Raw genomic sequence first — 15549 nt, 5'->3', positions numbered from 1 at the left:
GCTTGGTAACCTTAAGATAAACAAAAACCCCGAAATATCTCAGCAATGGACATTTTCGGGGTTAATTTTTGTTACAAAAAACTAAAAGTCAAATAGTTACCCGTGGTTTGGACACCCTAATAATAAACAACAGCGAAACTCTGCGCTTACTTTTGCTCAGCGTTTAAACGTATTTGCTGTGTAGTTCTTTCGCCTGGGCTACAAATTCTTTTACCTTTTGTTCTTCGTCTTTTTTGCAGATTAGCAGCACGCCGTCATATTCTGCTACGATAAAACCTTCGAGACCATTTACCACCACGAGCTTATCCTGAGGGGTTTTGATGATGCAGTTTGTTGTGTTATGCAGGATAAGATTGCCTTCGGTAACATTTTGAAATTTATCTTTCTCCGAAACCTCATACAGAGATTTCCATGTCCCCAGGTCTGACCAGCCAAAACTGCTTAATACCACATGAACATTACTGGCCTTTTCCATAATGCCGTTGTCGATCGAAATGCTGCGGCACTGCGAATAAGCAACCTGGATAAAGGAATCTTCCGATTCTTTATAATAATGGGCATTTCCGCTTTCGAAAATTTCAGCAATATTAGGTTGGAATTCACGCAGCGCGCGTTTAAAAGCCCGAATATTCCATACAAAAATCCCTGCGTTCCATACAAAATCGCCGCTGTCCAGAAACTGTTCAGCCAATTCCAGATGGGGTTTCTCGGTAAATGACTTAACCCTTTTTACGGTCAGTTTGTCGGGGATATATTGGATGTACCCGTAACCCGTGTCAGGGCGGGTTGGCTGGATGCCGAGCGTTACCAGAATATCTTCATTTCTCGTTGCGCCAAGGGCGATCCGGATGGTATCCTTGAAAACCTCTTCCTTTAAAATAATATGGTCGGCAGGGGCTACGACAATATTTGCGTCAGGGTCACGCGATGCGATTTTGTAACAGGCATAGGCGATACAAGGCGCCGTATTTCTACGGTGTGGTTCGAGCAGGATCTGATCGTCGGACAGCGCCGGGACCTGCTCTTTGATGATATCCTTATATTCCAGGCTGCTTACGATATATATATTTTCGGTAGGACAAACGCCATCAAAGCGATCAACGGTTTGTTGAAGCAAGGTTCTGCCCGTGCCCAGTACATCATGAAATTGCTTTGGAAAATCAGTACGGCTAAAAGGCCAGAAACGTGTTCCAACTCCTCCCGCCATGATGATAACATATGTATTCTGCATTGTAGAAGTATAAATTTGATATAGTATGCACTGGGCGGTAAAGCTAAGAATAAACCCTTGATGATACCAACCGCGGGGTCATTATAAACTGGCAAGCTTTCAATATCATTCTCCTATTCGCTCATCAGAAACTATTCTGCGGCTATTTTCCGCCCGACAACGAGCAGTAATCGATACCCAAAAGCTTAAATGGCGTATTTTTTAAGAATCAACCCGACATACCCGCTGTAATGCATAGATTTTATTTATTTAATAATATGAAGAATAAATAGAATAAAAGTATTGTATTGCGTTTTATTATATAACTTGCTATAACAACAAACTATAACATCTGAAAGAATTATGTACTCACTATTTACCCCAAAAGCATCATGGCTGGCCATGATGTGGCTGCTTTGCAGTACACAGGTATTTTCCCAAACCACGGTTGGGGGGAAAGTTGTGGAAGCATCGACAGAGAATCCCCTGATAGGCGTTAGTATTCAGGTTAAAGGAAAGGTTATTGGCACGATAACCGACGCCAATGGCACTTTTAGCTTGCTCACCACGTCGGTTCCGCCTTTTACACTGGTAATTTCCTCTGTTGGTTTTGAAACACAGGAGGTTGATATTACCGGAGGTTTATCACATGTTGATATAAAATTAAAGGAACAGGCCGTTCTTGGAAAAGAACTCATCGTATCTGCTTCACGCGTGGAGGAAAGCGTTATGAAATCACCTGTATCGATTGAGAAAATCGATATCCGAACCATTCGGGAGACCCCTCAGGCTTCTTTTTATGACGCCCTTCAAAATCTGAAAGGGATTGAAATGAGCACGCAATCGCTGACTTTCAAGTCGGTAAGCACGCGCGGGTTTGGTGCCAACGGGAATACCCGCGTCGTTCAGCTGATTGATGGTATGGACAACCAGGCACCGGGATTGAATTTCGCGGTTGGTAATGTGGCCGGGATACCGGAGCTCGATGTTGAAAGTGTTGAAGTGCTTCCGGGAGCCGCCACTGCACTGTATGGACCGAATGCCATTAACGGAATTATTCTGATGAATAGCAAATCTCCCTTTACTTTTCAGGGACTGAGCGCCTATGGAAAAACAGGGATCATGAGTGCTTCCAACAGAACAAAAGAAAATACACCGTTTTATGATTTCGGGATCCGTTATGCCAAGGCTTTTAACAACCGCCTGGCTTTCAAGGTAAATGCCTCGTATCTGACGGCAAAGGACTGGCAGGCCACGGATTATCGTGATCAGAGCCTTATCAATGGCACAACACTGGAAAACAACAAGGACAACGTCCTTAAAAACCCTATGTATGATGGGGTTAACTGGTATGGCGATGGGGAGGTCGGAAAGGACTTTGGAGCTAGTATTTATTCATCATTGTATGGAAACGGGATGCCGGGAAACGGTTCAAATGGCACATCCCCTGTAATCGGATCTATTTTCTCAACGCCCATTCCACAAGCCGGAGGTGCAACACTTCCGCAATTACTGGGTGGACAGACGCAAGCGCAGCAAATAGCCATATCCCAGTCAATTTTTAATCAGATTATTCCGAAATCTTACTACGTTGGTGCGCCGGGATATGCAGAAAATCAGCTGACCAACTACCCGGCCAAGAGTCTCAAACTGAATGCTTCCCTGCATTACCGTATCAATGACAATGTGGAGGCAATTCTTCAGGCAAACTGGGGAAAAGGTTCTGCTGTGTATACCGCAGCCGACCGGTACAACATTCAAAATTTTACAATCGGACAATACAAGGCAGAACTCCGGGGAAGTAATTTTTTCGTGAGACTTTACACGACCCGCGAAAATTCGGGTGATGCACATGCACTGGGTGTACTCGGTAGTTTGATGGGCAAAAGTTATCTTGAATCCATTGGAAGCAAGGTGCCGGGTGCTCTGCCGGGGTATGTCCAAACGGCCGTTACTACTTATGCCGGCGCACTTTTACAGGCGTATAGCGCCGGGCTTCAGTCGGGTTTGTCGCAGGCTGAGGCCATGCAGGCGGCCTATGCGCTGGCAAATAGCTATGCATCCGCAAACAACAAAACCTGGCTGGGAAATGCCCTGGCACCGGGCATTACGGATGCGAACGGAAAATTTTTACCCGGCGGAACGCAGTTTGATTCGACGGCGGCAGACCTGAAAACCAAACCTATTCCAAACGGGGCCAAATTTTTGGATAAGTCGAATTTATACCATGGCGAATTCATGTATAATTTCAACAAACTGATTAATCCAAAACTGGTAGAGCTGATTGCAGGCGCAAGCTACCGGGTGTATGACCTGAATTCGGAAGGAACTTTGTTTGAAACGCAGGATGGCACGCCGACGGGAAAGGAATTTAATATAAGGGAATACGGGGCTTATGCGCAGGCATCCAAAACATTTTGGGATGTGTTTAAACTGACAGCGTCGGTTCGTTATGATAAAAATGAGAATTTTAAGGGACAGTTTAGTCCGCGGGTTTCCGGGGTTTATACGGTCGCTAAGAACCATAATTTCCGGGCGTCATTTCAACGTGGATTCAGGATCCCGACTACGCAAAACCAGTATATTAATTTGCTGACACCTAAGGCTCGTTTGATTGGTGGGCTGCCTTTGTTCCGTCAAAAATATAACATGGAAACAAATGCGGTTTATGAACAAACAGCGATCACGCAGCAGTCGTTGACGGACGGAAGCTTAAAACCCTATCAATTCCGGGAATGGCAGCCTGAACGTGTTGAAACGTATGAAGTGGGTTATAAGGGTGTTGTGGCAAATAAATTATACGTTGACGCATTTTATTATTACAACCGATTCATCACTTTTGATGGAATCACAGTGCTTTTGCAAAAGAAAGACCCGAACGGTCCGATTACCGATTTGCTGGATGCTTCGAAAAGAAATACATACAGCTTGCCGGTCAATGCGACACAAACGGTAAAAAATTCGGGATGGGGTGTTGGCCTGGATTATGTCATTGGAAAAGGTTATACCCTGAGTGGAAATGTTACCCAAAACATTTTGCTCAATGCAGCAGCAATGGAACGCGAAAATCCATCGTTCGTTACCTTTTTTAATTCTCCGGAATATCGCTATAATTTTGGATTTGCAAACCGGGATATCAACAGAAGCGGCTGGGGATTTGGCGTTACATTCCGTCACCAGACCAGTATGGTATGGCAGGCAACGGTGGCGAGCATTGCAGCAAATATTCAGCGTAAAACGGTTGTTCCTGCCTATTCGACGCTGGATGCACAAATCAGTCGGAAAGTTTCTTCGATTAAATCGATTATTAAGGTGGGCGGAACGAACCTGACGGGGAAACTTTACACAACAGGCTGGGCAAACCCGTCCGTGGGAGCGATGTATTACGTATCAATAACGTTTGATCAGTTATTGAATTGATTGTATTTTGCTATCAGCAGTCAGCTATCGGCACCCGCAAAGCGTGTCGATAGCTGACTAAATTATTCAAATCCGAAGTCTGAAAACCGATTGCCGACAGCCGAAGTGAATTTTACTTTGATCCGTAAGCAAGATCTCCGGCGTCGCCCAGACCGGGAACGATATAATATTGTTCATTTAAACGCTCATCCAGAACACCGATCCACAATCTGCATTGCGGAACTCTTTTTTGAAGAAAATCGACTCCTTCCGGGCTTGCAATAACGGATGCAATATGGGTTTGCGCCGGTATGCCAAAGCGCAAGAGCGCATGATAAACTTTTTCCAGCGAGCGGCCCGTGGCCAGCATCGGATCGATCAGGATTAGCGTTTTTCCACTAAGGTTAGGACTGGTTATGTAATCCATTTCCACCTCAAATTCATCGTCTTTGAGATTGTGGCCGCGGTATGCACCTACAAAGGCATTGTCCGCCTGATCGAATATGTTCAGAAACCCCTGATGCAGCGGAAGTCCTGCGCGCAGGATTGTTGCCAACACGATCGGCTGAAGCAGGGATCTCGAAGGTGCGGTGCCCAGGGGCGTCTCAACCGATTCTGTTCGGTAAGTCAGAGATTTTGAAATTTCGTAAGCAAGCACTTCGCCCACGCGCTCAATGTTGCGACGGAATCGCATACGGTCTTTCTGACCGTCGATATCACGTAACTCGGCGATGAAATGATCAACAATGGAAGGTTTCTGGGACAGTAAAAACATAACTTTGATCTTAATTTAACCTATTCGATAGAAGATATTACAATTTGATTGACGAAATTTGAAACTTTCGATAACATAGCCTGAAATAAGTACCAAAATAACCTGCATAGTAGAATCTATAATCTATGAATCAACGCTTCGACAAGTTCTTATTATATGTTTGTTTTATACTAATTACTTCATCATATGCACAAGCGCAAAGTGCTTTTGTTCCGATAAATGACGATTATTATCATCTGATCGACCGATTGGAAATTAAACGCGGAAAGTTCTCCGAAGGATTTCATTCAAATGTAAAACCATTTGAGAGAAAGGCAATCGTTGCGTTGACGGATTCTATATTAAAAGAAGGAAATGTTTCCCTGACGGACCGGGATTGGCAGACCATTGACTATTTGCGGGAAGATAGCTGGGAATGGACAAAAGGTTTTGCGGCAACGGACTCGGCAAAATACGCCAGGCTTTCGAGATTGGACCCGGGCAATAAATTTGGATTGTTTAAAGGCAGAAAACGCAACGGACAACGGAAATTCTGGCAGCACGCCGCTGACTTTTACAGTTACCACGACAAGGATTTTGACTTGCACTTAAACTTCACCACCAATGAATTTATAGGTAAAGACAATAATATAAGTTCCCCCTTATGGCTGACGGGCCGCGGGATTGAACTCCGTGGTATGATTAACGAAAAACTCGGATTTTATACTTTTGTATCGGATAACCAGGGTGTCTTTCCAAAATATGTGACGGATTACGCAGGTAAATATAATTTCCCGGGGGAGGGACTTGCGAAAAAAATACAAAATGACAAAGGAGTGGATTTCCTGTCAGCGAGGGGATATATTACGTTTCGCCCTTTAAAAAGTGTAAACGTGAAATTTGGTCACGATGTCAATGTGTTTGGCAGCGGATATCGTTCTCTTTTATTGTCTGATAACAGCAGCCCTTATTTATTTTTAAGAATTGATACCCAGCTTGGTCGTTTTAAATATACCAACTTATGGACGAGCATGGTTAATGAGCAGGAGAGCAAAGGCCTTTTACGGTCCAAAAAGTTTTCGGCTATTCACCATTTAAGTATAAATATTACGGATCGGATCAATATTGGTGTTTTCGAAGCAGAGGTTTTCAGCAGAGATTCTACCAGCGGGGGGTATGATCTTAATTATCTTAACCCGATCATTTTCTACCGGTATGTGGAATCGTATATCGGGAGTGAGGACAATGCGTTGTTGGGTTTCGATTTTAAATGGCTTGTGGGTAAAAAAGGATCGATTTACAGCCAGTTTGTTCTGGACGAATTTTTAACGAAACACATGTTTAATGGCGACCGCTCCTGGACCAACAAATATAGTTTCCAGCTTGGCGGAAAATATGTCGATGCTTTCGGGGTTCCTAATCTGGATTTGCAGCTGGAAACCAATATCGTGAGGCCTTACACGTACGCGCACAAGGATGGCGGGCGAAATTACGTGCATTACAATCAGTCGCTAGCGCATCCGCTTGGTGCCAATTTTAAAGAATATCTGGGTATTTTAAGATATAAAGTAACACCGCGCTTATCGATTTATGGTACCCAAACCTGGGCAAAACAAGGTTTGGATCCAACTGGTGTGGGGACGAATTACGGAAGCAACATTCTTTTGGATTATGATACCCGCACCGGTGTAAACCCAGAAGACAACGATTACGGACACAAAATCGGGCAGGGCATTGCTGCAAAAACATCATTTACGGATCTGCGCCTGACTTATTCTCTGGCCCACAATCTGTTTCTGGACGCACGCTATTTACACCGCAGCCTAAAATCGGTCGATGTGAATGTGGCTCAAAAAACCGACGTTTTCTCATTCGCAATCCGTTACAACATGGCTTACAGAAATCAAACCTTTTGATTTCTGTGACTTCGTTACAAAAACAACGTATTCATTAGGTATTCAGGAAAGTAAGCAGTTTCTGAGTGCAGATTATTCTAAAAATATGGAAACTAACCCCCACGAACTACGCGATTTAATTCATTTGGCTCTACTTGAAGACATAGGTGATGGAGACCATTCCTCGCTTTCAAGTGTACCTGCCGGCGCTATGAAAAAAGCCCGGTTGCTGGTAAAACAGGAGGGAATTTTGGCTGGTGTTGAAGTGGCGCTTGTTATTCTGAAAGAAACGGCGGCGTTGTACAATCACCCTGCGGCGAAAGTTGAGGTATTTATTCAGGATGGTGCCCGTGTAAAAGTGGGGGATATTGTACTGACGATTGAGGCAAGTGCCCAGCTGATTTTAAAGGCCGAGAGATTGCTGCTGAACATTATGCAGCGTATGAGCGGGATCGCAACGTATGCCCGTGAAATGGTTGATATCATCGGCGAATTGCCGGTAAAATTGCTGGATACGCGTAAAACGACACCTAATTTCCGCCTGTTTGAAAAAATGGCGACGAAGATTGGGGGCGCTGTTAATCATAGAATGGGCCTTTATGATATGATTATGCTAAAAGACAATCATGTGGACTATGCCGGTGGCATTGAAGCCGCGATAACGAATGCGCGCGCTTACCTGAAAGAGTATGGTAAGGATTTGAAAATTGAGGTGGAAACACGCAGTCTGGCGGAGGTTGATGAAGTTTTACGGGTTGGTCAGGTAGATATTATCATGCTTGATAATTTTTCACTGGACGATATGCGTGAAGCCGTGAAACGTATTAACGGACGTTTTGTAACGGAGGCTTCGGGAAATATTACGGAGAAAACCTTACGGTCCGTAGCAGAAACCGGAGTAGATTTAATTTCCAGCGGCGCTTTGACACACCAGATACAAAGTCTGGATTTAAGCCTGAAAGCCTTTTGACTTTCTTAAAATGATCCGTTGACGATGCATAGTAACGGGAAATCGCACATGTTTGTTAATAACGAAGCAGCATGTGCGATTTTTCGTTACTTTTTTTTACCACTTTTAGGCATATTTATTGGCTGTAAAAACCTGTTTGCGCAGGAACCACCACGTCCGGAAATGGATGTGCATCAATTAATTCAGGATTTTATTCCCATTGCTTCGGACGACAATAATAATTCCGGCTTGTATGAATTATTATTTCAATTGTATACCAATCCGCTTGATCTGAATGTGGTAACGGCTGATGAATTAACAGCCACTTTAATACTTTCACAAACGCAAATAAAATGCTTTTTTGACTATCGTCAGAAACTGGGCCCGTTTCTTTCGTTGTATGAATTGCAGGCGATACCGAATTTTGATTTGACTACGATCAGGAGATTATTGCCCTTTGTGATCGTACGCGCCAGGGCATTGGCTTTGAATGAATCTTTTCAAAATCCCAGCCAGCATTTTTTGCTGTTACGGTCCGGGCGGCTTTTGGAAAAACAGAAGGGTTTTTCCGCCATTGATACGTCAAGTCGTTCGACCTCGCGCTATCAGGGAAAACCGTTGTACGGAAACCTTCGCTATCGTTATGCCCGCGCCGGTCAGTATAGTTTCGGGCTGACGATGGAAAATGATGCGGGAGAAAAGTTGAGATGGAGGCCGGAAAAGCAGATTTTTGGAGCGGACTTCACCTCCTTTCATGGGCAGATTATGAATCGGGGCAGGCTGAAAAATTTAATCATTGGCGATTACCAGATGCAGGCCGGGCAAGGCCTGGTGATGGCGGGTGGGTTTTCGCTCGGAAAAGGATCTGAGGTGATCAGGACGACCTACCGAAGTACAACAGGGCTGAGACCATTTACGTCAGTACTTGAAGCCGGTTTTTTCCGTGGTGCCGCAGCGACCTATGCTTTGCGTAAACAACTGGATGTTACAATGTTTTATTCGTATACCCGGCGTGACGGAAATCCGGAAGCATTGCAGGATGAATTAACGGTTTCTTCTTTACAAATTTCGGGTTATCACCGGACGCAGACGGAGCGGGAAAATCACGGTGCTGTTGGGGAGCAAAATGTCGGTTTTCACGCCTTGTACAAACTGTTTTCACAACGCGGACAGATCGGGATAACCGTTTTAAACACCTTTTACAGCGCAGCTTTACACAAAAAAGACGACCTATACAATAAGTTTGAATTTCAGGGAAATCAGAATACCGTAATTGGTCTTCACGGGGACTATCGATGGCAGAATGTACATTTTTTTGGTGAAGGTGCCAGATCAAAAAATGGTGGTTTGGGTGGAGTCGGTGGTCTGATAGCGGGACTGGGAAGAACGATAGATTTTACGCTTTTGGTAAGACATTATGACCGGAGTTTTCACTCGTTATACGGAGGGGCAATAAGCGAAGCAACCCGACCGATTAATGAATCCGGCGTGTATTGGGGACTTAAGTATGCGCCAAACCGACGCTGGCAATTCAGTGGATTTTATGACCGCTTTTATTTTCCCTGGCTGAAATACCAGATTGATGCACCATCCGACGGTCATGATTATTTCCTGCACGCACTTTGGAAACCGAATAAAAAGCTGAACATGTATGCGGTTTTTCGTGAAAAGCATAAAGCGCATAATGAACCAGACTCCGAATTTCCGATACCCAGGGTACTGAAAACGATCCGCCGAACGGCTATGATTAATTTTGAATACGCAATGCCGCTTCGATTTTCAGTACGAACGAGGTTGCAGGGTGGAGATTTCCGGTATGAGGGGAAGGCAAAATCTTCCGGATTTACTATTGTTCAGGACATTTCTTACCGGCTTTCAAAAATGGAATTCAGCATGCGTATGGCTTTTTTTAAAACAGATGATTATGATAGCCGGCAGTATGTTTATGAAAAGGATATGTTGTACGCGTTTTCGCTTCCGGCTTATTATGATCAGGGGACGAGGCATTATGTAATGCTGCGTTATCCGCTTTCCAAAAAAATGAAGCTCTGGCTACGGTGGTCGCAAACGCGTTATTCAAAAATGGATGAAATCAGTTCGGGATTGAATGAGATTCAGGGAAAAAAGCGAAGTGAATTGAAGGCGCAGGTCATCTATCAGTTTTGAATCGTTACTTTTGCGGATATTTTCGTTTTACAATCAATACATACAGCATTTTGGATCGGGATTCATTTTCTGACGACAAACTGCGATGGCTTACCGCTTCGAACGCACTTCATCATGTCTATCAATAAAGAACAGGCTTTAAAACAGTATTTTGGTTACGATGCTTTCAGGCCGCAGCAGGCAGAAATTATCGATACCGTTATGGCGGGTCAGGATTGTCTGGTACTGATGCCAACGGGGGGAGGGAAGTCGGTCTGTTTCCAAATTCCGGCTATTCTTCGGGAAGGGTTAACCGTGGTCATTTCGCCGCTGATTGCGCTTATGAAAGATCAGGTGGAGGCGCTCAGGGTCAATGGAGTTAAAGCAGCATTCCTGAATTCGACTCTTTCCGCTGTTGAACAGGATCAGGTCATGTGGCAGGCCAAGGTTGGAGAATTAAAACTATTGTACATAGCACCGGAGCGGCTTTTTTCGGGCAATACTTTTGAATATTTAAGAGAATGGAAGGTCTCACTTTTTGCCATTGACGAGTCACACTGTATTTCTTCCTGGGGCCATGATTTCCGTCCGGAATACCGTCAGTTAAGTGCTCTGAAAAAATATTTTCCTGATGTTCCGGTAATCGCTTTAACGGCGACCGCAGACCGGGTAACGCGCAGGGATATCCTGAAACAAATCGGTATTGAGGAAGCACAAACTTTTGTTGCCAGTTTTGACCGCCCGAATCTTAGCCTAAATGTACTGCCGGGAAGGAAGAGAATACAGCAGATACAAAGCTTTTTAACGAAACATAACGGGCAAGCCGGGATTATTTACTGTCTGAGCCGAAAAGGAACCGAGACCGTTGCCGCCAGTTTGCAAAAGGCCGGGTTTCGGGCTGAATATTACCATGCGGGACTGGCCGCTGATAAAAGATCGCGCGTGCAGGATCTGTTTTTGAGGGACGATATCCAGATTATCGTGGCGACCATTGCCTTTGGCATGGGTATTGACAAGTCGAATGTGCGCTGGGTAATTCATTATAACCTGCCTTCCAATGTGGAGAGTTTTTACCAGGAAATCGGTAGGGCTGGTCGTGACGGTTCGCCTTCTGACACAGTGTTGTTTTACAGTTATATGGATATTATCACCCGGCAGGAAATGATCACAAATTCGGATCAGTCGGCGGAGCAAAAGGAGTTGCTGAATGCCAAACTCGACCGGATGAAACAATATGCTGAGGCAGATATTTGTCGCAGAAGAATTTTGCTGAGTTATTTTAACGAAGCCGTAGACCGCGATTGTGGGAACTGTGATGTATGCCGGAACCCGAGATCACGTTTTGATGCGACAGTTATCGCTCAAAAAGCGTTATCCGGTATAGCCCGGACAGATCAGAAGGTGGCGATGGGGATGCTGATTGATATTCTCCGCGGCAGTCGGAATAGAAATATTTTACAGCACGGATATGATCGGCTTCCGACTTTTGGCGTAGGCCATGATTTGCGTGGTGAGGAATGGGCGGAATACATCAGCCAATTGCTGAACTCCGGTGTGATGGACATTGCCTACGACGAAGCCCATTCTTTTAAATTAAATGCATTCAGTCGTCAGGTTTTATATGAAAAAAGGAAGGTGGAACTGGTAAGATTTATCCCGCTTTCTGAACGTAAGGCCAAAGAAGAGGCACAGCTTCCCAAAGAAAAACCAAAACAGGAAATTATCCGCGATGCATTGTTTGAGCGTTTACGTACGCTGCGTAAGCAAATTGCCGATCGGATGGGCGTTCCGCCATATGTCGTTTTTACGGATGCTACACTATCGGAAATGGCGCAGAAAAGACCGGTTTCGGAGGCGCAAATGAAGGCAATTTCTGGTATTGGTACGGAGCGTTATCGTAATTATGGCGATACTTTCATCAAGGAAATTGTGGCATTTGCCAGAGAAAACACCAAACCGGGTACGCGTATCGCACAGGGAATGACTTACATCGAAACCTGGGAGTTGTTTAAGGCTGGTTATTCTCTAAAAGTCATTGCCGAAAAACGAGATCTTAATCCGGTTACGATTATTTCACATCTGGTCAAATTAAAGGAAGACGGACACGAGATCAATCTAAAAGCATTAATCGATCCGAACATATATAAAATCATCGTAACTGCCGCCCGGGAGCTGAGCATCCGGAGAGACGAACCTTTAAAGCCGCTTTTTGAGCAGCTGAATGAAAAATACGATTACGGACAGATAAAACTGGCGCTGGCGGTTTGGGAAGAGGAGCGGGAGAATTAAGACTTCACCCGCAAGTAAACCGGACACTCCTCACTATGGGCACCAGGCAAATACCCGGTGCTCATTAAAAATTCATTGACAATCTCTCCTCCGACAAACTTGAAATTCTTCTTAAACAGTTTCAACCACTCGGTGATCGTTAATGGGTGATGTGCGTCGAGCCAGGCTTTGAAAGAACCATATTCTTTTTTCAGCTCCACTATTTTTTGCGCGTTAATGATCGCGGCGTTGATTTTTAACCGGTTCCTGATGATGCCGGGATCAAGCAGCAACCTTTCACGATCAGTCTCGTCATACTGAGCGATTTTCTCGATGGAAAAATTGCTGTACGCGTTACGAAAACTTTGCTGTTTCCGAAGCATCAGTGTCCAGCTTAGCCCGGCCTGATTGATTTCAAGGATTAACCTGCCAAACAGCTCGTCATCGTCGTCAATGGTAAAACCGTATTGATGGTCGTGATAATGTTTGTGCAATAAATAATCCGGAAGTTCGGACGGGTTGTTGTTTACGTAGTCGCAGTATGACATAAAAAATTAGTGCTCAGTGATCCCTATTTGAACTTCGGTGATATTGGCTTCCGGATTTTCAAAATCCATATTCAGATAAATCTCACGGTTTTGCCCGCTCATTTTGTGGCCCTCTGAAAGTATCGCCGGGATCAGGGAGCCATAGGTTTCCCCTAAGTTATTCCAGTCGCCCAGATGCTGTTCCGAGGCACAATTGAAAGTTTCCAGCTGTTTTAGCTTAAATTCGGATGTACTGAGCGTTTTATCCTTAAAAGAGATCGGGAGCGCAATGGTTAAAGAAAACACAGTTTCCGGATTTCCATCCATGCCTTCATACAGCCAGTAAACCGGGCCCGTTATTTCAAGCTCATTTTGTACGGCAACCTGATACATTTTATGGGCAACGACCCGGATGTACTGGAGTATTTCTTTTAATGTTGTTTGTGTTTCGAAACACAAAACCTGCATCGGATGTACTGTTTTTATTTTCATGGGAAGTTTATTGTGATAAATGATTTCCCAAAATAACCGGTCCGCAGTGACAACCCTATGTCAGTGTGATTTCAGAAATCCGGATTTATTTTCTGATAATAACTTTACCGCTTTCTGATGTGGCGAACTTTCTGTTTCAGCCAGGGATAGCTAATGTAGACAATTTTTGTGGCCGCGATGCCAATGGCCGCACCCATCAATACATCGGAAAGCCAGTGCTTGTTTTGTAGTACACGCATACCGCCGACTGCCGTGGCTGTGGTATATCCGCCTACACTGTACCAAACGTTTCTGTGCCCGTATTCTTCGTGCAGAATGGTCGCATTGGCGAAGGCGCTGCTGGCGTGCCCGGATGGGAATGAGCGGTTGTCCTCGCCGTTTGGGCGTGGATATTTCGATAATAGTTTTAAACTTCCGGTTGCTCCCTGGGAAATGATATTGGAGAGGACGGCCAGAATCAGCTGGTCTCCAAAAGAATGTTTTCCTTTTACGCCCGAAGCGCCGAGGCCCAGGCTGACAGCGCCCGGCAAATAGCGCAGGTAATCATCAGCGTGGGTATAAATATTAGGCTGCTGGCCAACAAGATTCGCCTGCAAACGTCTGCTGATAGAACCTTGTACAACAAAGGAAGCGAGCGCAAGGGTAACCGGCGGGACCACCTCAATCGGCCGTACCTGCCAGAGTTTTTCCTCTTTTTTTCCTACAAGAGAATCATGATAAACAGAATCGACTTCCTGTGCAGAAGCATGAAATGAAAATAAAATTTGACAGATCAAGGTTACGGCAAGTATGTAACAAGTAAACTGTTTTGTCATAAAGAGGTTTGATAAGCAGCTTGCGGCATCATGCCGCAAGCTCGAATTTATAAAGGCTTCACTTACAAAATTGATTCCCGCACACGCACGAGTTTTTCCAGTAATCCTTCCAGCTGATCTAGCGGGAGCATATTGGCGCCGTCTGATTTTGCCTCGGCTGGATTAAAGTGCGTTTCGATAAACAATCCGTCAGCGCCCACGGCAATCGCCGCTTTGGCTATGGTTTCGATCAATTTGGGTTTGCCGCCCGTCACACCCGATTCCTGGTTTGGCTGCTGCAATGAGTGCGTACAGTCCATAATAACCGGCACATCAAAGGCACGCATAGCCGGAAGGTTGCGGTAATCAACGATCAGTTCGCCGTATCCAAAGCTGTTTCCACGGTCCGTGAGTAAAACCTGACAAGCCGGATTGGTCTCATTGATTTTTTCAACGGCAAATTTCATGGAAGCTCCCGAAAGAAATTGCCCCTTTTTCACGTTCACTGCTTTTCCGGTACGTGCTGCTGCGGCAATTAGCTCAGTCTGGCGGCATAAAAATGCGGGGATCTGTAAGATGTCTACGTACTCGGCTGCGAAGGCGGCTTCGTGCGATTCGTGAATATCCGTTACGGTCGGGATGCCAAAGGTATCGCTGACCTCTTGTAAAATTTTCAAAGCTTTTTCGTCACCGATACCGGTGAATGAATCTACTTTGGTACGATTGGCTTTGCGGTAGGAGCCTTTGAAAATATAAGGAATTTTAAATTTGTCTGTCAGGGTTACGATGTGTTCTGCAATACGCAATGCCATGTCTCTGCCTTCAATAGCACAAGGGCCCGCCATGAGGAAAAACTGGGAAGAATCAGTGTTTTTTAATTTGGGAATTGACAGCATAAGACTAATAATCAAAGTTTAATAAAGTTCTGTAAAGGTACTGTTATCTGCAATCTTCTCTATGTGATTCCTTGTATTCGTGGAACTTATAGGGTTAAGCATTTGATATTCTGTTTCTTTTATTTCCTAGGCTTTTTGTATACTATTAAGGGTGGTATTAAAAAAATGTTGACAAAGTGAAGTAGAATATCTTTCTTTGTTGCGATTTTAACCAAAAAGT

The 15549-nt window shown here is 44.6% G+C and carries 11 protein-coding genes; 5 read left to right on the top strand and 6 right to left on the bottom strand.

The features are described from left to right. Positions 1 to 163: 163 nt before the first annotated feature. Complete coding sequence (locus tag RB622_RS28160) at positions 164 to 1231, bottom strand: mannose-1-phosphate guanylyltransferase (protein ID WP_308050153.1); 1068 nt, start codon at positions 1229 to 1231, stop codon at positions 164 to 166. Positions 1232 to 1573: 342 nt separating this feature from the next. Here RB622_RS28160 and RB622_RS28155 point away from each other — a divergent pair, with 342 nt between their 5' ends. Beyond that, complete coding sequence (locus RB622_RS28155) at positions 1574 to 4630, top strand: TonB-dependent receptor domain-containing protein (protein ID WP_308050152.1); 3057 nt, start codon at positions 1574 to 1576, stop codon at positions 4628 to 4630. 112 nt (positions 4631 to 4742) lie between these two features. Here the strand turns inward: RB622_RS28155 and upp are convergent, their stop codons facing one another. Next, positions 4743 to 5384 carry a uracil phosphoribosyltransferase gene (gene upp / locus RB622_RS28150; RefSeq protein WP_308050151.1) on the bottom strand — a complete coding sequence of 214 codons (642 nt, stop codon included), beginning with the start codon at positions 5382 to 5384 and terminating at the stop codon, positions 4743 to 4745. 125 nt (positions 5385 to 5509) lie between these two features. Here upp and RB622_RS28145 point away from each other — a divergent pair, with 125 nt between their 5' ends. The 4 genes from RB622_RS28145 (at position 5510) to recQ (ending at position 12641) form a co-directional block, all read left to right on the top strand. Continuing rightward, a complete protein-coding gene (locus tag RB622_RS28145; protein ID WP_308050150.1) occupies positions 5510 to 7279 on the top strand; it encodes a hypothetical protein in 1770 nt (589 codons plus the stop codon). Positions 7280 to 7364: 85 nt separating this feature from the next. Then, a complete protein-coding gene (nadC, locus tag RB622_RS28140; RefSeq protein ID WP_308050149.1) occupies positions 7365 to 8228 on the top strand; it encodes a carboxylating nicotinate-nucleotide diphosphorylase in 864 nt (287 codons plus the stop codon). Positions 8229 to 8252: 24 nt separating this feature from the next. Beyond that, positions 8253 to 10373, top strand: coding sequence for a helix-hairpin-helix domain-containing protein (locus tag RB622_RS28135; RefSeq protein ID WP_308050148.1), 2121 nt, complete (start codon positions 8253 to 8255; stop codon positions 10371 to 10373). A gap of 114 nt (positions 10374 to 10487) precedes the next feature. Continuing rightward, positions 10488 to 12641: a DNA helicase RecQ gene (recQ, locus tag RB622_RS28130; protein WP_308050147.1), complete on the top strand. Its 2154-nt coding sequence runs from the start codon at positions 10488 to 10490 to the stop codon at positions 12639 to 12641. On the opposite strand, the gene RB622_RS28125 is transcribed toward recQ, so the two are convergent. The 4 genes from RB622_RS28125 to kdsA form a co-directional block, all read right to left on the bottom strand. Then, positions 12638 to 13168 (bottom strand): DNA-3-methyladenine glycosylase I, encoded by a 531-nt coding sequence (locus RB622_RS28125; protein WP_308050145.1) that lies wholly within the window; start codon positions 13166 to 13168, stop codon positions 12638 to 12640. The genes recQ and RB622_RS28125 overlap by 4 nt on opposite strands. A 6-nt stretch (positions 13169 to 13174) precedes the next feature. After that, positions 13175 to 13639 (bottom strand): GyrI-like domain-containing protein, encoded by a 465-nt coding sequence (locus RB622_RS28120; protein ID WP_308050144.1) that lies wholly within the window; start codon positions 13637 to 13639, stop codon positions 13175 to 13177. A 104-nt stretch (positions 13640 to 13743) separates the two neighbouring features. Continuing rightward, positions 13744 to 14454 (bottom strand): phosphatase PAP2 family protein, encoded by a 711-nt coding sequence (locus RB622_RS28115; protein WP_308050143.1) that lies wholly within the window; start codon positions 14452 to 14454, stop codon positions 13744 to 13746. A 62-nt stretch (positions 14455 to 14516) separates the two neighbouring features. After that, a complete protein-coding gene (gene kdsA, locus RB622_RS28110; protein ID WP_308050142.1) occupies positions 14517 to 15329 on the bottom strand; it encodes a 3-deoxy-8-phosphooctulonate synthase in 813 nt (270 codons plus the stop codon). Positions 15330 to 15549: the final 220 nt, after the last annotated feature.

Source organism: Dyadobacter sp. LHD-138 (assembly GCF_030929615.1).
GTDB lineage: Bacteria > Bacteroidota > Bacteroidia > Cytophagales > Spirosomataceae > Dyadobacter.
Note: the sequence above shows the minus strand (reverse complement) of the source record. Positions and strands in the feature narration are given on the sequence as shown.